Consider the following 21,474-nt stretch of genomic DNA (forward strand, 5'->3'; position numbering starts at 1 on the left):
AGATGGCGCCCCTTCTGTTTTTACGGCACCGCGCGCTGCACGGTCCCGACAATAATGCCCTGCTCGCGCAATTGACGCAGCAGGTGCAACCCCTCCTGCAGATGCTGATCGCCCAGCGCGCGCAAGCGCTCGCGGCCGGTGCCGGGCAGGCCCATCAGCAGCTGCCAGGCCAGCGGCGCCAGGCGGGCGAAACGTACCTGCAGGTCGGCGTCGCGGTAGACCAGCAACAGCGTAGGCTGCTCCGGCGCTTCGCTCGGCTGGTGGTCCGGGCCGATGCGTTCCACCGGCCAACGGTAGGCCAGTACCCGCGCCACACACGACAACAGCGGCTCGCCTTCGAGCAAGTCGCCGCCCGGATCGTGCGGCGGATCCTCGGCATCGCTCAGGTACAGCTGCGCCTCGATCCATTCATGGTGCGCCAGTTCCAGCTGCCAGGGCGTATCGGGCTCGATACCCTGCAGGTAGTCGAGGAATGCCTCGGCGACTTCGGTGAACAGTGGTGTCTGGCTGCGGTAATGGGCGTAGAAATCACGCACCCGCGCATGCCAGCGCTGATCGCCCAGGGTCCGGCACAGCACCGGGAAGCTACCGGCCAGCAGTCCTTCGATGGCGCCGTAGAACAGCTCGCGATAGACCTTCAGGCGCCGTGCCTCAATGCCGGGCGGCGGCGGGTTGGCGGCCGGGTCGCGCAGGTGGCGCGCCAGGGTGAACTGCTGGGTGCGCAGGGTCTCAGTCATGGCCTGGCGCTCCGTGGGCACGTTGCAGGCTGCGGATCCGCGCCGTTTCAGCCAGCAGTTCGGCCAGCGGCGGGTAATTGAAGTCGCGCTCGAGCACGGTGGGCTGCGTCCCGAAGCGTCGGCAGGCGTCGGCGAACAACGCCCAGACATCCTCCTTGACCGGCGCGCCGTGGGTATCGACTTTCAGGTCCGGTGCCTCGTCGTAATGACCGGCCACATGCATGCTCACTACCCGCTCGCGAGGCAGGCCGGCGAGGAAGACCCGTGCGTCGTAGCGGTGGTTGCAAGCATTGACGAAGACATTGTTCACATCCAGCAGCAGGTCGCAGTCGGCCTCGTCAAGCACGGCGCGGACGAAGTCCAGTTCGGGCATCGCCTGGTACGGCGCGGCGTAATAGCTGATGTTCTCCACGGCGATGCGCCGGCCAAGTACGTCCTGGACCTGGCGGATGCGTGCGGACACATGGTGGACGGCCTCTTCGGTGAAGGGAATCGGCATCAGGTCGTAGAGATGGCCGTCGTCGCTGCAATAGCTCAGGTGCTCGCTGTACATCCGCACCTGGTGGCGGTCGAGGAACTGTCGGGTGCGCTCGAGGAACCTGCGGTCCAGCGGCGCGGTACCGCCCAGTGACAACGACAGGCCATGGCAGGCGATGGGAAAGCGTTCCGCCAGGCGCGCCAGGCCCTGGCCGAAGGCGCCGCCGACGCCGATCCAGTTTTCCGGGGCGCACTCGAGAAAGTCCACCGCGCCCGCCTCCATCGTCAGCAGGTCGGACAGCAGGCCACGGCGCAGGCCGAGGCCGGTGTGCAATTGGGGTTGGGGCATGATCGGAGGGCTCCGTGGGGCGTTGAACGGCATCGCGGGGCCAGCCCGCTCCCACAATGTCATGCGTGGGAGCGGGCTGGCCCCGCGACAGGCTTCAGGACTTGCCGGTCAGGTGGCTGAACAGCCCATCAGGCATGGCCTTGCCGTTGGCCTTGTAGATCGCCGCCAGGTGATCGTGGGCCTCCTGCTCGGAGATGAAGCCGTCGTGATTGCGGTCGATCTTGTCAAAGTCAGCCGCGCGGTCCTTGGCCACGGCCAGGAACTCTTCGCGGGAGACCTTGCCGTCGTGGTTGCTGTCGGTGCGGGCGAACGAGGCGTCGCCACACTTGCCCTCACCGCACTTGCCCTCGGCTCCGGCCTTGGCGCTGGCGCCACACTTGCCTTCACCGCATTTGCCTTCGCTCTGCGTGGCCTTGCCGCCGGCACCGCACTTGCCCTCGCCGCACTTACCTTCGCCCGGGGTCTTGGCGGCGGCCAGCTGGTAGCCTTGGGCCAGGGGTTCTACGGCAAAGGCACTGTTGCCCAGGACCATGCCGCCGAGCAGGGTGGCGCCGAGCAGGCCGAGGGTTTGACGGGTCGTTTTCATGGTGTCGCTCCACTGTGGTTGGAAAGTGGAGCCATTGAGCCGCAGCGGTGTGTCGCGGATGTATCGAGGCAGGCGATGTTTTGTATGCCAGTGGGTCGCGGCGAGGCACAGATACACAGAGATACACGAACGGCCCCCTGATCACGCAGAGGGCCGTGGCAGAGGTGTCAGTCCTCCAGCGGCTTGGGTGGTGCGGCAGGTTTGGCGGGCTTCGCAGGCTTGGCCTTGCTGTCCTTTGCCTTGGGCTCGGCGGGCGCGGCGGCGACGGGCTCGGGAGCGATGACCGCCTTCTCGCTGGCCGGCAGTTCGTCGACCGCCTTGAAGATCACCTGCGGGTCGAGCTTCGCGCCGCTGTCGTCGTCCTTGAGCATATGGCGCTCGCCGTCCCTGCCCACCAGGATCACCTTGGTGCCCTTGCTCGCGCCCAGCTTGAGCTCGCGGATCAGGGCCATGGTGGTCTGCTGCTCGAGGTTCTTGTCCTCACGCTTACCCATCATCTGGGCCACGCTGTACAACACCAGGCCACGCTCCTTGAATCCGGCCTGGGTGGCGGGATCTTTCAGCGCCTCTTCCAGGCCGCGTAGGGTCGGGTCGGCCGAACTCGGGGCAATGACCACCAGTGGCCTGGCCTTGCCCAGTTCCTTGGCCAGGGGCGCGTCGCTGTCGGCGGCATACAAGGGGCCTGCTACGGCGAGCAAGGTGGCGAGGGTCAGTAACCGGACGAGCATGGGCATCTCCTTATTCTCTCGATAAAACCAAAGACTGCGGATCAGGGAGAAAGATCCGACGCGGGAGCCTAAACCACCCGGATAGACCGGTGCTTGGGCTAAAGGTAACTTGCCATTACCGGATCCATCATGACTGGCCGTTGCCCCCCGGAAACCGTCTACGGCTGAGCTGAGCATAGTTCAATGCCCGCGCCCGTGAGGCCCGTCAATGCAGCGGCACCTGCCAGCTAAGCGCGTTCCTGGCCAGCGCCTCGCGGGTCAGCGCCACCAGGGTGTCGTGCTCGCGCCGCAGGAACCGTGCATGCAGGCGGTCAATTGCCTCCTCCGGGGCATCCAGGGCCAGCAGGTCGTCCAGGGTGTCGTGGTCGGCCTGGGGAACCCGCAGGCGTTCGGCAAAGGTCGTTTCCAGGTATTGCCGCCAGAAACGCAGGCCCACCATCCACTCGCTGATCGCATTCTCGGTCTGCGCCGCCCGGATCCAGTTGCGCGCCCAGGCGAGGTCTGCCGGTTTGAGGTTGGCCACGCCACGGTAGAGCATGTTGCTGAGCTCGACCGGCAGGTCCAGCTCGTCGCGCAGGTCGATCCGATAGGCCAGCGCCACCTCCAGTGACTCCACGCCCGCGGTGGGCATGAGTTCGGCGTGGGTCCAGGCCAGTTCGTCGAGTCGCTGCAGGCGCCAGAGCTGGCCGCCCAGGTGCAGCAGGGCCTGTTCGCGCTGGCCCGGCAGCGTGCCCTGCTCGGCCTGCCAGACCTTCAGGCGTACCTCCAGATCGCTGAAGCGGAACGTCGCGCTGTCTTCGCAGCGGGTCACCGCCGAATTGGCGAACAGTTCCTCGCGCAACGCCGGGCTCTCCTGCATCGCTTGCAGCATGCGCAACAGCCGGGCGCCCAGGTAGCGGGCGCCAAACTCGCTGTGAAAGTCAGCGGAGTCGGTGAGTTCGGCCAGCAGGTTGAAGAATTCCGCGGAATTCACCTCACTCTCCAGCTGAACCCAGACCGCCGCCATGTCATCTCGCACGTCCCCGTCTACCAGGTCGAGCCAGCGCAACTGATAGGGCACCCGGGTTTGCGTAACAGGGTTCCACGTGTCCATCGCGTCCACACTCACGGCCAGTAGATTGCCGAACAGCCTTACCCTGCCCTCGCGCCACAGATGTGACTGGTGAAAGCCCTCGGGCAGCGCCTCGATACCGTTGTCGCTGAGGTCCAGAGTATGCAAGCGTGGGGCCTGCAGTGCGCCGTCGGGCAAGGCGGTCGCCTCGGTGCGGCTGAGCAACAAGGCATTCAGGCGCGGCATGCCACGAACGGAAAACGAACTGCGCAGCGGGTTGTGCGACAGGTTCAGGTAGATCAGCGCCCTGCAGTTGGCCAGGATCCGTTCTTGCTCGGCATCCAGGGTGATGCGGTTGCCGGACAGGTCGAGCACTTCAAGCTGCTCGTTGAGCGCTGACGGCAACTGCTGCAGCTTGCAGTGGGTAATCTCCAGTGTGCGCAAGTTGGGGAAGGCCCGCAGGAACGCGTCCGGGACCTCACGCAGCCGCATGGCCCTCAGCGCCAGGCTCGACACATGGGGAAAACTGACCTGGGCAGGTAGGCTCGGCAGTTGCCGCAGGCGGCTGCGGGTCTGGGTCAGCAGGTAGCCTCCGGTCGGCAGCGCACCATTGGCCTGCTCGGGAACCAGGAACCGCCAGCAGTCCATCAACCCGCGCCCCAGGTCGCGTCGCGCCTCCCATTCGCTCGTAGCGAACGCTTTGCGCTTCCAGGTGGTCAGTGTCTCCTGCAGTAGGGCATGCTGCTGTTCCAGTTCACCCAGCGTGGTATCGGCATCCCGGCCGCTCTGCTGCAATTGTTCGAGCCATTGCTGGAGCTGGGTATCGCTGTACGCCGGATACAGATCGCGCAGTCTGGCCGTCAATGCGCGCGGCCGGTTGTTGCTGATGCCCAACCAGCGGCGCCAGCCGCTGAGTGGATAACCGAGGCGACCGTCCTCGAGCCGTTGCGGGGCCATGAACGAAACCGGTGCGCGATCCAGGCCCAGTACGCTCGCGACGGACTGACGTTGCTGCAACGCCTGCCGGGCCAGCGCCGCCTGCAGGGACTCGGCGAACGGCTCAGCAATACCCATCGCCGCCCGCTGACCGGCGTCGTAACCCTGTGCCAGCACCGCGAACAGCTCACCCGGCTGGCCGATGGCCGCGCCGTCGTGGTCGGCAAGCTGGAAGACACCGGTGCGATGCACCAGTTGCAGCTCTCGCCCCGTGCCCGAGGTGCTGAGCAATGGCTCGCTGGCGGCGCCATCGTAAAGCCGCCAGGCCGGTGCGGTGGCCGCGCCAGGCATCTTTTCGAGCAGCGCCAGGACCACCCTGGCCAGATCGAGGTTCTGCGGGGTATCGAAGGTCAACGCCTCCAGCACCCTGGCCAGGCGAATGCGCCGAACCCGGGTGCTGGCCGCCAGGGCCATTGCCACTGGTACCCGGCGCTCATCGAGCAGCCGTTGCCGGTCGCTGTCGCTGGCCTCGCGCAGCAAGGTCTGCGCGGCCGACCGATGCAGGCTGGCGAAGTCCCGTCGCAAAAGCTGGGTGGACTCGGTATCGACATTCTGCTCATCGTACAGCTGTCGGAACACGATCCGGCGGTCGTGCCACAGTTGCCCGGCCAACGCCTGGTCGCTCATCTCCCCGGCTCCCGGCAGGCCTTTGGCCTTTTCCAGCACCGCCAGGTCAACCACCTGGGCGCCTGCACGCAGTTGAGTTGTCACCTCCCGGATCCGCTCGGCCAGCTCCATGCGCGCCACCGTATCGGTCAACTCCGCCTGCGCTGCCCTGCCATACACGTGCAAACCTCGCAGTTGTCCGGCATCCATCCCATGGATCGCCATGGCCTGGTCTACCTGCGCATCGTCCAGGCGCTCGAACGCACCGCCCAACCGGCGAAACATCCTGTGTCGGTTATCCCACTCGCTCGGCGACTCGCTCCACAGCCGCCAGGCGCCAGCGTCGTTATGGCGCAGCAATGGCCCGTGGCCCTGGTGCGGGCACAACTGCCATTGCTCGTCACTCGCCCGCAGGCGCACCGGGTAGTAGTGCCCCTCCATGCGGATCCAGCGCTGGTTGCCCAACTGATAGACGCCCTGCTCGTCCACTTGCGCGGCGGCAGGCGGCGCGTCACTGCGAAAGGGCGTGAGGTCGCCGCTCCACAGTTTCTCGCTGCCATCCTCCTGCCGTGCCGGCAGCAGTTCGTCCACCAGGCTCCAGGCTCGACGCAGCACCACCACCCCGGCCACCGTCGCCCCAACCAGCGCGGTACTCTTGCCTACCGTCAACAGGTGATCCAGGGCGGCATTGGTGTCGCCTTCGCGCCAGTCCTCGACGGCCTGGAAGGTCTCCTTCAACAGATCCCAGGCCATCACCGCCAGCAACGCGATACCGACCTGGGGTATGAACAAACCGGCCAGGCCAAGCAAGGTCCAGCCTTCGGCCGCCAGGCGCTTGTCGTGCTCGGCCTGCAACGCCTGATCAAGCCGGGCCACGGGTGGCGCGATCATCGCGGCGTCGTCCTTGATCTGGGCGATACGGGCGCTGGCCAGATGCTCGAACAATGCGCCAGAGTAGGCGTGCATATGCTCGTCGAGGTCCCGGGTTGCCCAGTCGGCCAGATTACCCACACGCTGCTGGACACTTGAGAAGAACACCTGGCAGTCACGCCTGCGCACAAAGCGTGCGAAGAAGCGCTGGTATTCGACCTTGCGCAGGCGCTTGCCCAGCACTCGCCGGGCAAAGTCCTCCAGGTCGTCACGGGCACTCCAGGGGCCGTGGGGGTCGTCTGGGATGTACACCAGCACGCGCTTGCTGGTATCGCGCAACCAGCCCTTGTCGATCACATCCAGCACGACGATCTGCTGCAGCTCGCAACCGAATGCTTTCATCTGTTTGGCGATCACCGGGGCACCGGCAAGCGTGCCCGGTTTCCCATCGTGATAGAGGCCAATGATCAAGGCCAGTTCGGCATCACTCAGCACGCCTTCGACCCTGGCCTTGCAGGCATCGATCAGCAGGTTGGCCTGCTGTGATTGCCTGAGCAGCACCTTGACGTTCTGCCCGGCGACATCCGACCCCAGCACTTCGTCGAGATGGCGTTGATACTGTGCGCCCAGGTCGAGCGTCCGACACAAGCTGGCAAAGCCCTTGGCGTCCACGCCAGACAGGACCTGCCCCGCTTCGTCGACCACCGCACTGTGCCGCGGCTGTCCGTTGGCGCCAGCTTCTTGCGCCGTGAAGTTGCACATGGCCGCTTCGAGCAAAGGGATCTCGTAGTCACTCGACCCCTGAAGTGGATAGCGGCCGGCAATCAGGCCAGGTTCGTTGGCAAAGTGGAAATACTGTCGGCGAAAAGACAAGTCATCGACGGGCTGGACGACACCATGGCGGTCGCCCAGCGCTTGCTGCAACAGCGGCCTGGCAAACTGGTCGATAGCCTGGATCCGCGTCAGCGCCATGCTCAATCCCTGACGACAGCGCAGGCTGGTCTTGAGCGCCTCGCCCAGCACGGCGAACTGTGCCGGGTTCAGGCCACTCAGCCACGGCGGCAGGCGCCGGGCGATCAGTTGGTCCTGGTAGGCCTGCTCCATGGCCAGCGTATCAATGCTTCCTGCTGACCTTTTGACTGCGCTGTCCATGTCGTTGCTCCGGCTCGCAAAGGTATAGGAGCCTATCCGACGCATCGGCTTGCCTGGCGCTAGCTAATTACCACCTTCACGCATTCCAGTTTGCTCATGAAGCGCCCAGCGATATTGTCCTGGCCCGGCCCATGGCTTCGCGGGTCAACTGCAGCATCACCTCATGCTCCCGTTGCTGGTTGTCGATATGCAGGCGCGCGATCTCCTGGTCCCTGTCGCCAAGTTCCATGAGCCGCTGCAGCTCTTCATGCATACCTGATGGCACCCTGAGCCTGCGGGCGTAGTTGGCCCGCAAGTAGTCCTGCCAGTATGGTTGCCTGGCCAGGTACTGGGCCAGGTTGTTCGCCGATTGCTCGGCGATGACCGCATGCGTGGCATTGTGCAGGTCCCAGGGAGTGAGGTTGGGAATGCCAAAATAGAGCATGTCATCCTGCTGGATCGGCAGGTCGAGCTTGCTGCGCAACGCAATGCGATAGGCCAGCGCGAACTCGATCGACTCGCTGCTCGCGCCCGCCCTGAGCGCATGCTCAGCCGCGAACTGATCCAGCACGTTCATCCGCCAGAGCTGCCCACCCAGGTGCAGCAGCGCCTGTTCCGGCTGACGTGCCAGTTCGCTGTGTCGCGCCCGCCACACCCGTACACGCAGTTCGAGGTCTGTGAAGCGAATCGTTGCGTTGTCCTGGCAATCAGTCACGGCTGCGTTGTCGAACAACTCCCGCTTGAGCACAGGGTCTCGGCTCATGAATTCGAACATGTCCAACAGGCGCACCGCGAAGTTCCTGGCCAATGGCGCCGACTTGAAGTTACCCGATGAAGTCAGCGCGGCCAGCGTATTGAAAAAGTCGGCAGAACCCTGTTCCGTTTCCAGTTGCGTCCACAGGGCAGACATCTCGTCACGCCTTTCGACCGGCACGACATCCAGCCAACGCAGGCGGTAAGGCACGCGACTGGCTTCCAGCCAATGCCATCGACTCAAAGACTCCGGCGCTGCGGCGAACAGGTTGCCACGCAGGTTCACCCTGCCCACCCGCCACAGATTCGACTGGTGAAAATCCTCAGGCAAGTCGTAAAGCGCGTTGTCCCTGAGGTCCAGTGTGTGCAGCTCCGGGCTGTCCATGACGCCGTAGGGAAAGGTGTCCAGCTGGCTGGCTTGAAGGTGCAAGGCATTGAGCCTGGGCATGCCGAAGACCGAAAAACTCCTGCCCAGTGGATTGAACGAGAGGTTGAGATACACCAGCGACTGGCAGCTGGCCAGGACCAGGGTTTGCCCCTCATCCAGGGCGATCTGGTTGCCCGACAGGTCGAGCACCTCCAGCTGCCCAGTGAGGGTTTCCGGCAGGGGCAGGCGCCTGAGCCGACAGTGGGTGATCTCCAGGCTGCGCAAATTGGGAAATGCCCGCAGAAAGTCATCCGGAATCGACTCCAGGCGCATGTCATGCAGCCCGAGAATCGAGATATGGGGGAAGCTGACGGACGACGGGATGCTCGGCAAGCGCTGCAGCCGACTGCGGACCTGGAACAACATGTAGCGTTGCGACTCCGCCAGGCCGCCTTCCAGTTCCGGTACCAACCAGCGCCAGCAGTCGATCAGACCCTTGCGAAAGGCACGCCGGGCCAACAGTTCGAATGTGGGAAATGCACCTCGAACCCACAGGTTCAGGTGGTTGTTCAGTACGTTGTATTGTTGCTCCAACGCGTCCAGGCGCGCCTGTGCGTCCTCTCCTTGAAGCCATCGCCCGATCTGCTCGTCGCTGAACGCCGGATAGAGGTCTCGCAGCCGTGCCTGAAGGGCCCGCGGCGGGCGCTGACCCATGGTCGCCCAGAATCTGCCACCGCTCAACGGATAGCCTACCCTGCCGTCACCAAGCGGCAACGGGGCCAGAAACGCACCGTTTGGCTGATCCGCGCCCAGCCAGGTCGCGATCAGGGTCCGCAGGCTGCCGGCATCCGCCGCCAGTCGTGCGCGCAATGCGGGCGCATGGGGTTCGTCAAGACCCAGCGAGGCCCACTGCTCATTACCGTAGGCTTTGCCCAGGATGTCGAACAGCTCGCCCTCGGTCGCCAAGGGCTCAGCGCCTGCCACACGACAGCTGAACACGCCATTGCGGTGGATCAGATCGAAAGGTGTTCCACGCCCCGCGATGCTCACCAACGGCTGGTCTGCATCGCCATCGTACAGCCGCCAGCCGGGCCTGGTCGCAGCCCCCTGCAATCGGCCGAGCAGATTCAGGACGACCCGTCCGAGGTCCAGTGTCTGCGGCGTATCGAATAGCAGCGCCTCGTACACGCGCGCCATACGGATGCCCATGACCTGGCGCCTGGCCGACTGGGCCATGGACAACGGCACCCGCCGCGTATCCAACAATGCAGCCTGGTCATCGGCACTGGCCGTACGCCAGACTTCATCTGCCGCCAGACGGTGCAGACTGGCGAAACTGCCGCGCAGGATCGAACTGGCTTCGGTATCGGGAAAATCCGAGTCATACCATTGCTGCAGCAGGACACGGCGCTGACGCCATACCACATCGGCCAGGGACTGACCGTCCTGCCCCTTTGCCCCAGGCAGACCGCGTGCGCGCCGAAGCAACGTGGCGTCGGTGACGGCCGCGCCACTGCGCAACTGCTGAGCCAGTTCCCCGATGCGGCTGGCCAGCAGGATGCGGCTGGCCGTATCGGTCACTGCCGCATCCGGGCGCCGGCCATAGACATGCAAGGCCCGCAGGTGATCTTCCTGCAAATCGTGAATGGCCATGACCTGGTCGATCTGCTGTTCATCGAGCGAACTGAACGGCCTGCCCAGCCGGCGAAACATCATGTGCGAACCGCTCCACTCGGCCGGTTGCTCGTGCCAGAGCCGCCACGCCCCGGCATCATTGTGACGCAGCTGCGGGCGGTGTCCGCGATAAGGCAATAATCGCCAAGGCTCGCCAGCACGGTCCTGGCCGACCCGATACCAGTGCCCCTGCATCTCGATCCAGCGGCTCGCTCGATGCCGGTGGATACCCTGTTCGTCGATGACCGCGTCACTCGGCGGCCCTTCGCCGCGGTAGGGCTGCAGATCACCGTTCCACAGTTTTTCACTGCCATCGTCCAGCCGCGCCGAGACCAAGCGGTCCACTTTGCTCCAGCCGCGGCGAACCACGGTGACGGTTGCGGCAGTCGCAGCCAGCGTCACCACGCCCTTGCCAACGTTCAGCCAGTGCTCGAGGGCGGCATCACGCTCGTCGTTGCGCCAGTCGTCGATGGCTTGAAAGGACTCGCGCAGCAACTCGTAGACCATCAGCGCCGCCAGCGCCGCGCCAAGCAATGGCACGAACAATCCGGCCACGGTCAGCAACATCCAGCCTTCGGAGCGCAGGCGCCTGTCGTGTTCGGCCTGCACCTGACGGTCCAGTTGCGCCACGGGCGGGGCGATCATTGCGGCATCGTCCTTGATCTGTGCGATCCAGGCCTGCGCCAGATGCTCGAACAGCGGCAGCCGGTAGCCTGTGGTCTGCTCATCGAGATCGCGGGTCGCCCAGTCCGCCAGGTCACCCAAGCGCTCGCTGACCGCCGTAAAGACCCGGTGGCTGTCACGACGGCGCACGAAACGGCTGAAGAATCGACGGTAGTCATCCTTGCGCAGTCGCTGCCCCAGCACGCGACGCGCATACTCCTCAAGATCGTCACTGACGCTCCAGGCGCCCAGTGGGTCGCCCGGCACGTACACCAGCACTCGCTTGCTGGTATTGAAGACCCACCCCTCATCGATGACATCCAGCACAACGACACGCTGCACCGGGCAACCGAAGATCTTCAGTTGCCGGGCATGGACCGGCGCACCCTCCAGACTGCCAAGCTTGTCATCCCGGCACAGCCCGATCACCAATTGCAGCTCGGCCTCGCTCAGCCCTCCCTGCGCCTTGGCCTGCAAGGCGTCGGCAAGCATGCTGCTGCGCAGGAACTGCGCCAGCAGTGTCTTGACACTGTATGCGTCGGTGCCTGCAAGCAGAACCGAGTCCAGGTGATCCTGATACTGCTGCCCCATGTCTAGCGCTCGACACAGTCTGGCCAGGGTCAACGCGGACAGCCCCGGCTGACGAACGCCTTTGCCATCGACCACGGCATTGCGCCGAGGCTGTTGCCAACACTCGGATTCAGTGAAGTTGTAGAGCGCGGACTCCAGCACCGGCATATCGTAGTAGTCGCTGTCCGGAACGAGCACACGACCTGCCAGGTAGCTGACCGTGTTTGCCTCATAGACATACCAACGCCGAAAGTACATAGCCGCGGGGTCAAGATTGCCGTGAGCTTGGAGCGCCTGTTGCAGCAATGGCTTGCTGAAGACATCGATATGCCTGATCCGGGCAAACGCGGCCGAAAGCTTTTGCTCGCAGTCCAGGAGCCTGCGCAGGGCATCACCGAGCAGCGTGAACTCGGACTCGCTCAACCGCGTGACCCAGGCTGGCAGCCGTTTGGCGATCATTTGGTCCTGGTAGGCCTGGGCCACGGCCAGGCTATCGACTGCAACCGATGGCTGCTGGTTACTGCTCTGCATGCTGACCTCCATAGTGCGTGGAGGCCCGAGGCTAGGCAAAGCGAGGCGCTAGCAATGATTAGATAGCTACCACCCACTCAGAACAGCAGCAGTTGCCGATCAGTCAGACGGGTGAAGTCATCGTTGACGAACGGCAGGATGGCATCCGCCACCGGCTGCAGCTGGCGGCTGAGGTAGTGCTGGTAGTCGATCGGCGCCTGCAGGTCCTCCAGCGGCTGCGGGCCGGCGGTGGTGATCAGGTAGCTGATCCAGCCGCCACGCTGGTACTGCAGGGGCCGCCCGAGACGGCTGTTGTACTCGTCCGCCAACCTTGCTGCGCGCACATGCGGCGGGACGTTTCGCTGGTAGTCGGCCAACGGCCTGCGCAAGCGCTTGCGGTAGATCAGCAGTTCATCCTGCTCACCGGCCAGCGTGCGCTCGACGTAGCCGCGCACGTAGTCCCGGTACGGCTGGCCCCGGAACACCCGGCCATAGAGTTCCTGCTGAAACTGGCGAGCCAGCGGCGACCAGTCGGTGCGCACCGACTCCAGGCCCTTGTAGACCATCTCCTCGCTGCCATCGGCGCGGCGCACCAGACCGGCGTAGCGTTTCTTGCTGCCCTCGTCGGTACCACGGATGGTCGGCATGAGAAAACGCCGGTAGTGGATTTCGTACTGCAGCTCCAGGGCGCTTTCCAGGCCCAGGGTGTCGGCCAGGTGCCGCTGCCACCACTGGTTGACCTCGGCCACCAGTTCGCGGCCAATGCACGCTGCGGCGTCCTCGTCGTGGGCGTCCTTGAGCCAGACGAAGGTGGAGTCGGTGTCGCCATAGATCACATCAAAGCCCCGCGCCTCGATCAGCGCCCGGGTCTGGCGCATGATCTGGTGCCCGCGCAGGGTGATCGACGAGGCCAGGCGCGGGTCGAAGAAGCGGCAGCCACTGGAGCCGAGCACGCCGTAGAAGGCGTTCATGATGATCTTCAGTGCCTGCGAAAGCGCCGCGTTGCCTGCGCGCTTGGCCGCCTCGCGCCCCTGCCAGACACGCTCGACGATGGCCGGCAGGCAATGCTGGCTGCGCGAGAAACGGCCACCGCGAAAGCCCTCCACCGAGTGCGCGTCATCCGGCTGGCGCAGGCCCTCGACCAGCCCCACCGGGTCGATCAGGAAGGTGCGGATGATCGAGGGGTACAGGCTCTTGTAGTCAAGCACCAGCACCGAGTCGTACAGCCCGGGCCGTGAGTCCATGACGAAACCGCCCGGGCTGGCCTCGCCCTCGCCGCCGACGAGGTTCGGCGCGACATAGCCCAGGCGGTGCATGTGCGGGATGTACAGGTGGCAGAACGCGGCCACCGACCCGCCGCTGCGGTCCACGGCCAGGCCGGTGACCGAGGCGCGTTCGAGGAGGAAGTCCAGCAAGCGGGTATGGGCGAAGATCCGCGTCACCAGTTCGCAGTCCTTGAGGTTGTAGCGGGCCAGGGCCGGCTTGTCCTCGGCGAAGCGGCGGTTGATCTCGTCCATGCGCTGGTACGGTGTATCGATGGCCTTGCCCTCGCCCAGCAACTGCTGCGCGACGCTCTCCAGGCTGAACGAGGGGAAGCTCCAGGTCGCCGAGCGCAAGGCCTCGATGCCGTCGATCAGCAATCGGCCCGGGGCCTCGGCGAAGAAGTGGCTGCGGCTGCCATGCTCGCGCAGGTGCATTGGCGCGCCGTCGCGGCCCAGGCACAGCGGCACATTGAGGCGCTGGGCGTGCTCATGCAGCAGGCGCAGGTCGAACTGCACCAGGTTCCAGCCGATGATCGCATCGGGGTCGTGGCGGACCAGCCACTGGTTGAGGCAGACGATCAGCTCGGCGCGATCGGCGCAGTAATGCAGGTCGAAGTCCAACTCGCCCGCCTCGCCGTTGGCCGGGCCAAGCATGTAGACCTGGCGCTGGCCGCAGCCTTCCAGGGCGATGCTGTACAGCTCACCGCGTTCGCTGGTCTCGATGTCCAGCGACACCAGGCGCAACGGCGGGCGGTAGTCCGGGTCGGGCTTGAGCTGGGCATCGTGCAGGACGCCCTGGCTGTCGGGGCGGCCATCGAAGCGCACCGGGGCGGTGATGAAGCGCTCCATCAGGTAGCGCTCCGGGGGGCGGATGTCGGCTTCGAACACCTCGACACCGGCGGCGCGCAGGCGCTTTTCCAGGGCGATCAGCTGGCGGTGCTGGCGGCAGTACAGGCCCATCACCGGGCGCAGATCGAAGTCGCGCAGTTGCAGCGGCTTGAGTTCGACGCCCTGTTCGTCGGCCAGCAGCGCCCGGGCGTGGGCAGCCTGGGCCGCGGGAATGAACGCCACCGAGGGCTGCGCGGCCAGGCGCAGGCGCCGTGGGCCCTGGTCGGTGGCCAGCCAGAACTCCACGCAGGTGCCTTCGGGCGTGTCATGCCAGTGGCGGGTCAGGACGAAGCCTTGTTGCAACGGCACTGCGGGGACCTCGGATCGCTGCTTTTCTCATATAGGCGGATTGTACCGTTCCTCCTGGCATAAAGGGGTGTTTGCAGGCCTGGCCCCATCGCGGGGCAAGCCCGCTCCCACGCCCAGCCATGCCCTGCCCCTTGTAGGAGCGGCCTTGTGCCGCGAAAGGGCTGCGTAGCAGCCCCAGGATCTCAGTGTTGATGGAAGATCGCCGGGGCCGCTTCGCGGCCCTTTCGCGGCACAAGGCCGCTCCTACACGCTTGCGTTCCCCCGGGCTAACGTGCGCCCGCGACGAACCCGGTCCGCCGCCCGCTCAACACCAGCAGCCACGCCAGCGCCACCAGCCCCAGCACCACCGCGCCAAACGACCCGACCCCGGCGCCGACCAGCAGCAGCCCGCCAATGATCCCGCCCAGGGCGATCGCGCTATTCCACACCGTCACCAGCATCGACTGCGCCACATCGCCGCCCTCGCCCGCCGCATCGGCGCAGGCGGTCTGCAACAGCGTCGGCGCACCGCCGTAGGTCATCCCCCACAGCGCCACGCTGACATGCACCAGCCACGCAGCGCCCTGCGCCTGCCCCAAGGCCAGGGTCGCCAGGGCGAACCCGGCCAGGCACAGCAACACCAGCCCGCGCAGATGACGGTCGACACCCAGGCCCACCAGCACGATGCCGGCCAGCGAGGCCAGGCCGAAGGTCATCAGCACCTGGCCCACCTCGGCCGCCATGCCCGCCGCCGCCAGCAGCGGCACGATGTAGGTGTAGAGGATGTTGTGGCCGAGGATCCACGCCAGGATCACCAGCAACACCCGCGCCACGCCCGGCGTGCGCAGCACCGCCAGTGCCGCGGGGCGCTTGCCGGCGGCCTGGCCGGGGAAATCCGGCACCGCTCGCACCACCCAGACGGTCAGCAGCAACGCCGCGACCGTGACCACCACGAAGGCTGCGCGCCAACCCAACCAGGCGCCGAGCCATGTGCCGATAGGCAGGCCCAGCGACAGCGCGATGGGTTGCCCGAGCATCGCCACCGCCATGGCCTTGCCCTGCTGGGCCGGCTCCACCATGCGCCGCGCATGGCCGGCGATCAGGCCCCAGGCCAGGCCGGCGGCGGCGCCCGTGAGAAAGCGCAGGCACAATGTCAGGGTGTTGTCAGAGGACAGTGCGGTGAGGCCGTTGAACAGAATGAAGCCAGCGATGGCCAGCAACAGCGCGCGGCGCCGCCACCAGCCCTGGGTCAGGGTCACCAGTGGAATGGCGGTGAGCAGCGAGCCCAGGGCATAGGCCGTGACCCACTGCCCGGCCATGGCCTGGCTGATCTGCATGCCGTCCGCGATCTGGTCGAGCAGGCCGGCCGGCAGGGTTTCGCTGAGGATGGCGATGAAGCCGGTCAGGGCCAGGGCCAGCAGGCCGCTCAGGGGCAGGCGTGCGGCGCTGGCGGGGGATGCGGCGACGCTCGCCGTCGGGGAAGGTGAATGCATGGTTGTCTCCGGCTATCGATCAAGGCAGGCATGGTGCGCCGCTGGGGCATTGCGGAAAAAGCCGGGTACAATTCCGATCAGTCAGGACATCGATGTCCGCAATCGGAGTGCAACATGGACAGCCTCAGCGGTTTCATGGTCTTCAACCGGGTCGCCGAAACCCGCAGTTTCGTCGCCGCCGGCCAGTCGCTGGGGATCAGTGCGTCCGCCGTGGGCAAGCGCGTGGCACGGCTGGAGGAACGCCTGGGCGTGCGCCTGTTCCACCGCAGCACGCGGAGCATCACCCTGACCGCCGAGGGCACACTGTTCCTCGAACGCAGCCGGCGCATCCTCGCCGAGATCGAAGCCACCGAGCAGGAACTCTCCCAGGCCAGCGGCGCGCCCCGCGGGCGCCTGCGGGTCAGCCTGCCGCAGGTGACCGGGCTGGTGATGCCGGCGCTGGCCGAGTTCATGGCGCGCTACCCCGAGATCGAACTGGACCTGGACTTCAGCGACCGCATGGTGGATATCGTCGGCGAGGGCTTCGACGTGGTGATGCGCGGTGGCCAGCCGCTGGACTCGCGGCTCAACGCCAAGTTCCTCGGGCACTTCCAGCATCGCCTGGTGGCCTCCCCCGAATACCTGCGCGAGCGCGGCACGCCGCAGCATCCCCGCGAACTGGCCGGGCACAGCTGCCTGCACTACCGCTTCCCCAGCAGCGGCAAGCTGGAAACCTGGCCGCTGCGCCGGGAGCACCCCGAGCAGGACTACACGATCCCCATCTCGATGGTCTGCAACCATGTCGAGACGCGCATCTGTTTTGCCCTCAACCACCGCGGCATCACCTGCCTGCCGGACTTCAGCGTGCGCAAGGAACTGGCGGCCGGCAGACTGGTGAGCGTGCTCGAAAGTTTCATGGAGCGGCGCGGCAGCTTCTACCTGCTGTGGCCATCGGGGCGGCAGATGCCGCCCAAGCTGCGGGTGTTCATCGACTTCATGCTCGAACGGGTGCTGCCGGCCACCGACCTCAGCCGTACAGGTAGCTGATGTCCTTGTGCGACAACCCCGGCACCTGCGCCACCAGGTAGTCGCGCAGCTTGTGCATCTGGTGGGCCTTGGGGCTGGCCTTGAGCCAGGTCATGTAGTAGCCATCGCCAGTGGCCACCGCGTGGGGGAACGGCGTGACCAGGTTGCCCGCGGCCAGGTCGGCGCTGGCCAGCACCAGGTCGACCACCGAGATGCCCAGCCCCTGCTGGGCGGCCGAGATGCCTTGGTCGAGGGTATCGAACACCTGGCCCTGGTCGATGCTGATGTCCAGCGCGTCCATGCGCGCCAGCCAGCGCCGCCAGTCACGCCGGTCCGGCGAGGGGTGGAGGAATTCACAGCTGGAAAGCACCGACAGCTCCGGCCGGGCCTGCTCGAGGTAGCTCGGGTGGCACACCGGGATCAGCCATTCATCGAACAGTTTCAGGCTCTCCACGTCTGCCGCAAAGCGCCCGTTGCCGAGCAGGATGGCGCAGTCATAGGGTTCGGAATAGAAGTCCACCGCGTCGATGTCCATCCACACGCTCGACAACTGCACCGAGCAGCTGTTGTCGACCCGCTTGAAGCCGTCCAGGGCCCGAAGCAGCCAGCGCACGGTAAGCGTGGAAGGTGCCTTGAGGCGCACGCCATAGCGGTCCTGGCGCAGCAGCGCGCAGGCGTTTTCGATGATCTTGAAACCGACCTTGAGCTCCTGGGCCAGCAGCCGGCCGTGCTCGGTCAGGCGCAGCTTGGGGCCGCGGCGTTCGAACAGGTCGCAGCCGAACAGGGCTTCGAGGGTCTTGATGTGGTGGCTGACCGCGCCCTGGGTCAGGGCCAGCTCCTGGGCCGCGCGGGTAAAGGAGCCGTAACGCGAGGCCACTTCGAAGGCGCGCAAGGCGTGCAAGGCTTGAATCCGTTCCGACATGGCGCCTTCCAGAGCATGAGTGAAGCTAATAGTAGGTCATAGATCCAGGCGTTTTACAACGCGGGAACCATCTCGGAAAATGCCGGTAAATAACAATTAAATATAGCAAACCTGCCGAGTTGTAATGAAAACGATCTATTGAACGAGAAGTCCTACTAAACACTGCATACGGATATGCCTGGGGAAATCATGTTTACGGGTTATGGAAACTGCTACCGCCTGGATGCGCTGGAGCTCGCCGATGAACATGTCCAGAACCGCCACCACTGGACGCACAAGACCATAGAACACTTCAAGGAAACCCTCGCCAACCCCGACTTCCCGTGCCTGTTCGGACGCAAGGCGGTCAACGCGCGCACCTGCCACATCGTCTTCGCCCGTGCCGAACGGCTGGCCGACGATATTGCCCGGGGCCTGGGTGACTACATCCGCACCATCGAGCCGATTCCGCTCAAGCAGCGCATCGGCAACCCGCTGCTGGTGTTCCTCGAGACGGCGCCCGACACAACGCTGCAGGCGCAACAGACACTGGCCTGGGATGTGCTGAACCAGGTCCATGCACGCGACCCGCAGCCCTGGCCCGAAGAGGTCCCGCAGGACCCGCACGACACGCGCTGGTCGTTCTGCTTCGCCGGCATGCCGCTGTTCATCAACATGAGCTTCCCCGCCCACCGCTTGATGAAAAGCCGCAACCTGGGCCGGCACATCGCCTTCGTCATCAACCCGCGGGAAAGCTTCGACGAGGTCGCCAGCGCCAGCACCGAAAGCGGCCAGCGCATCCGCGCACGCATCCGCGAACGGGTGCGCCACTACAACGACGGGGTGATGCCCGACACCCTGGGCTTCTTTGGCCAGGACGACAACTTCGAATGGAAGCAGTACCAACTGCAGGAGCCCGGCTCGCCGAGCCCGGCGCGCTGCCCGTTCCATGCCCATGCAACCGCTGCAACCCTCACCGAGAACTGATCGTGAATACCGCACTGACCGCCACCTACGCCCTCACCGTCCTGCTGCTGATCGCCACGCCCGGCCCGGTGGTGGCCCTGATCGTCAACACCGCCGCCGCCTCGGGCTCGCGCAAGGCCCTGTTCACCGCGGTCGGCACCAACTGGGCGTCACTGGTGCTGATCGGCGCGGCCGCCTGGATCATCCTGACCAGCGCGGCCATCGACAAGGCCTGGCTCAGCGGCATGAGCCTGCTGGGCTGCCTGTTCATCGGCTACATCGCCCTTGGCACCCTGCGCGAGGCGCTGCAAGCACCGGTCGACAGTGCCCCGCAGCCATCGGCCAGCGCGCAGCCGGGTCGTGGCGGCCTGTTGCAGGGCTTCATGGTCGGCATCTCCAACCCCAAGGACATCATCTTCTTCATCGCCTTCTTCCCACAGTTCATCCAGATCACCGAGTCGTTCGGCAAGAGCATGGTGGTGCTGTCGCTGCTGTGGATCGCCATCGATTTCGCCGTGCTCAGCCTGTACATCTTCGCCATCGGCAAGATCGCCTCGCCGCGCAGCAACCGTGTGATCAGCCTGGCCTCGGGGGTCGCCCTGCTGCTGATCGCCGGCGTCGGCCTGGCCTACAACCTCAAGGAGCTGGCCGCCTGAGCCAACCCCCAAAAGAAGGAGCGCCCATGACCCCGATCGACCCCGCCGCCACCGGCAGCATGGGCACGCCCGACCCCCTGGCGCAGGACTACCAGCGCTTCCTGCAGTTGGGCAGCCGCCGCGCGCCGCACACGCTGTACGTGCACGAGCGCGGCTATCGCTCCGGCACCATCAACACCGATGCCCTGGGCATGCGCTACAGCCATTGCGCCGGCAAGCGCTTCTCGGTGGCCGAGCGCGGTGGCGCGGCGCGGGTCAACCTGTTGGTGGGCGGCTCCACCGCGATGGGCATCGGCGCCAGTTCCGACGAGCATACTGTGGCCTCGTACCTGTCGGTACTGACTGGCGAGATCTGGCTGAGCCTTGCCGGTTGCGGCCTGAACGCCACCCAGGAACTGCTGATGTTCCTCACCCATCAGCACCGTTTTGGCCAGATCGGTCACGTGGTGGTGCTCAGCGGCCTGAACACGCTGGCCCAGGAGGCCCTCGCCGAGGTGTTGTCCGGCGCACAGGACCCGCACCGGGCGCAGGCCTACCAGGATTTCCTCAACCGCTTCAACGAAGGCGTGCAAACGCCAGGCGAAGCGCGCCGCGAATCATTCTGGCAACGCCTGGGCCAGCTCCTGGCGCCGGCCCGGGAAGCACACTGGCCGCAGGTGGAACCGCTATCGAGTCCGGACAAGCGCCTGATCCGCGCCGCCGATGCCGTGGGCCGCACCCTGCGCCAATGGGACCGCCTGCTGGCAGACGGCCACACCACCCTCACCTTCATCCTGCAGCCGCTGCTGCCCTGGTGCCGCGAGGCATTGCCCAAGGCGGAACAGGCCATGCTCGGCAAGCTTGAGCGTCAGCCGTCGAATTTCGACCGTTTGCTCGGCGACACCTTCGACAGCCAGTTGCACATGGCCTTCTTCCGTCGCATCAAGAGCCAGGCCGACCCGGTCCCCTGCTACGACATGAACAGCATGCTCAGCAGTTCGCCGGTGTTCGCCGAGCACCTGTTCGTCGACCGCCTGCACTTCAATGATTTGGGTAACAACACGCTGGCCAAGGTGATCACCGCCAAGCTGGGGTTAGCCCAGGAAAGACAGGCCCTGCGCAAGGTCGCGCCGATCAAGCTGGTCTGATGGCCGCACGCCGGGCTTTCGGGGAACGCACGCGGATGGATAGAATAGGCCGTCGTCGCTCCTGATTTGCCCGAGGCAACCGCGTAACCGCCATGACCATTCCTGCCGTCCCCTCGCTTCTGGCCCGTCCCCGCGCCTGTCTGGTCGCGTCGTTGCCGTTGCTGCTGGCCGCCACAGGCGCCCAGGCCCTGGACGTGAACATCGACCCCCATGCCGACCTGCTCTATCGCCAGGCGTTGCCGCTGCTCGAGCAGGCTGACAGCCAGGACGACGGCGCCAGCCCGCTGCGCACCGCCGGCGGCGACCCCGAGCTCAGCCGCCAAGGCCAGGCGATGGCCCACACGCTGCCAACGGCGGTGGCCCTGCTGAAGAGGTCGGTGGCCCTCGGCCACCCGGTGGCGCAGTACCGCCTGGCGCTGTACTACACCACCTATCTGCCGGCAGGACAGATCGCCGAAGCCGCCTGCCCGTTGCTGGAGGCCAGCCTCAAGCAAGGCTTCGCCCCGCCCGCGCTGGCCATCGCCCACTGGTGTTCGCCCTACAATGCCAGCCCCGCCTACCGCGAGGCCCTGGAGGCGGTGCCCAGCATGGCCACCCTGTACGCCGCCTACTACCCACAGCCGGCCACCCGCCTGGCGTGCAGCCGCACCCGCCCGCAGGGCCTGCAAATGCAGTGGGGGCGCCAGCGCGACTACCAGGCCGAGATCTACCGGCTGCTCGGTGAGCTCGACCCCCGCCAGCGCCAGGCCTTCCTGCAGAAGGCGGTGGACATCAACGGCTGCGCGGCGGCGCAACAGCGCCTGACCAGCAATCGCTGAGC

General features: G+C 65.8%; 14 protein-coding genes. 5 read left to right on the top strand and 9 right to left on the bottom strand.

All coding sequences use genetic code 11. The annotated features are described in order from the left end of the window. Positions 1-20 precede the first annotated feature (20 nt). The 8 genes from PRtIB026_RS18400 to PRtIB026_RS18435 form a co-directional block, all read right to left on the bottom strand. Entirely contained in the window at positions 21-737 is a 717-nt protein-coding gene (locus PRtIB026_RS18400; RefSeq protein WP_203652379.1) for a DNA-binding domain-containing protein, read from the bottom strand. Beyond that, complete coding sequence (locus PRtIB026_RS18405; protein ID WP_203652378.1) at positions 730-1,563, bottom strand: DUF692 domain-containing protein; 834 nt, start codon at positions 1,561-1,563, stop codon at positions 730-732. Before PRtIB026_RS18405 ends, PRtIB026_RS18400 begins: the two co-directional genes overlap by 8 nt. Before the next feature lie 94 nt (positions 1,564-1,657). Next, on the bottom strand, positions 1,658-2,149 hold the full coding sequence (locus PRtIB026_RS18410) for an EF-hand domain-containing protein (protein WP_110733818.1): 492 nt from the start codon (positions 2,147-2,149) through the stop codon (positions 1,658-1,660). A gap of 167 nt (positions 2,150-2,316) precedes the next feature. After that, entirely contained in the window at positions 2,317-2,877 is a 561-nt protein-coding gene (locus PRtIB026_RS18415; protein ID WP_203652377.1) for a DUF4174 domain-containing protein, read from the bottom strand. Between the two features lie 205 nt (positions 2,878-3,082). Beyond that, positions 3,083-7,552 carry an NEL-type E3 ubiquitin ligase domain-containing protein gene (locus PRtIB026_RS18420; protein WP_203652376.1) on the bottom strand — a complete coding sequence of 1,490 codons (4,470 nt, stop codon included), beginning with the start codon at positions 7,550-7,552 and terminating at the stop codon, positions 3,083-3,085. A gap of 94 nt (positions 7,553-7,646) precedes the next feature. Further along, a complete protein-coding gene (locus PRtIB026_RS18425; protein WP_203652375.1) occupies positions 7,647-12,089 on the bottom strand; it encodes an NEL-type E3 ubiquitin ligase domain-containing protein in 4,443 nt (1,480 codons plus the stop codon). A gap of 77 nt (positions 12,090-12,166) precedes the next feature. Then, a complete protein-coding gene (locus PRtIB026_RS18430; RefSeq protein WP_203652374.1) occupies positions 12,167-14,527 on the bottom strand; it encodes a DNA polymerase II in 2,361 nt (786 codons plus the stop codon). A gap of 266 nt (positions 14,528-14,793) precedes the next feature. After that, entirely contained in the window at positions 14,794-15,999 is a 1,206-nt protein-coding gene (locus PRtIB026_RS18435; protein ID WP_203652373.1) for an MFS transporter, read from the bottom strand. Positions 16,000-16,113: 114 nt separating this feature from the next. On the opposite strand from PRtIB026_RS18435, the gene PRtIB026_RS18440 reads away from it, so the two are divergent. Further along, the gene (locus tag PRtIB026_RS18440; protein ID WP_203652372.1) at positions 16,114-17,025 is read left to right on the top strand and encodes a LysR family transcriptional regulator; all 912 of its coding nucleotides are present in this window, start codon (positions 16,114-16,116) and stop codon (positions 17,023-17,025) included. Here PRtIB026_RS18440 and PRtIB026_RS18445 read toward each other — a convergent pair. Further along, positions 17,006-17,926, bottom strand: coding sequence for a LysR substrate-binding domain-containing protein (locus tag PRtIB026_RS18445; protein ID WP_203652371.1), 921 nt, complete (start codon positions 17,924-17,926; stop codon positions 17,006-17,008). The two genes, PRtIB026_RS18440 and PRtIB026_RS18445, sit on opposite strands and share 20 nt — an antisense overlap. Positions 17,927-18,115: 189 nt before the next feature. Between PRtIB026_RS18445 and PRtIB026_RS18450 the strand changes: the two genes are divergently transcribed. The 4 genes from PRtIB026_RS18450 to PRtIB026_RS18465 all read left to right on the top strand — a co-directional run bounded on the left by PRtIB026_RS18450 (position 18,116) and on the right by PRtIB026_RS18465 (position 21,472). Next, positions 18,116-18,892: a YqcI/YcgG family protein gene (locus tag PRtIB026_RS18450; protein ID WP_203652370.1), complete on the top strand. Its 777-nt coding sequence runs from the start codon at positions 18,116-18,118 to the stop codon at positions 18,890-18,892. Positions 18,893-18,894: 2 nt separating this feature from the next. Next, positions 18,895-19,527, top strand: a complete 633-nt coding sequence (locus PRtIB026_RS18455) for a LysE family translocator (RefSeq protein WP_232855540.1) — start codon at positions 18,895-18,897, stop codon at positions 19,525-19,527. Positions 19,528-19,553: 26 nt separating this feature from the next. Beyond that, entirely contained in the window at positions 19,554-20,654 is a 1,101-nt protein-coding gene (locus tag PRtIB026_RS18460; protein WP_232855541.1) for a hypothetical protein, read from the top strand. Between the two features lie 92 nt (positions 20,655-20,746). Next, positions 20,747-21,472 (top strand): sel1 repeat family protein, encoded by a 726-nt coding sequence (locus PRtIB026_RS18465; protein ID WP_203652369.1) that lies wholly within the window; start codon positions 20,747-20,749, stop codon positions 21,470-21,472. Positions 21,473-21,474 lie beyond the last annotated feature (2 nt).

Source organism: Pseudomonas sp. RtIB026, from assembly GCF_016861355.2.
Lineage (GTDB): Bacteria > Pseudomonadota > Gammaproteobacteria > Pseudomonadales > Pseudomonadaceae > Aquipseudomonas > Aquipseudomonas peradeniyensis.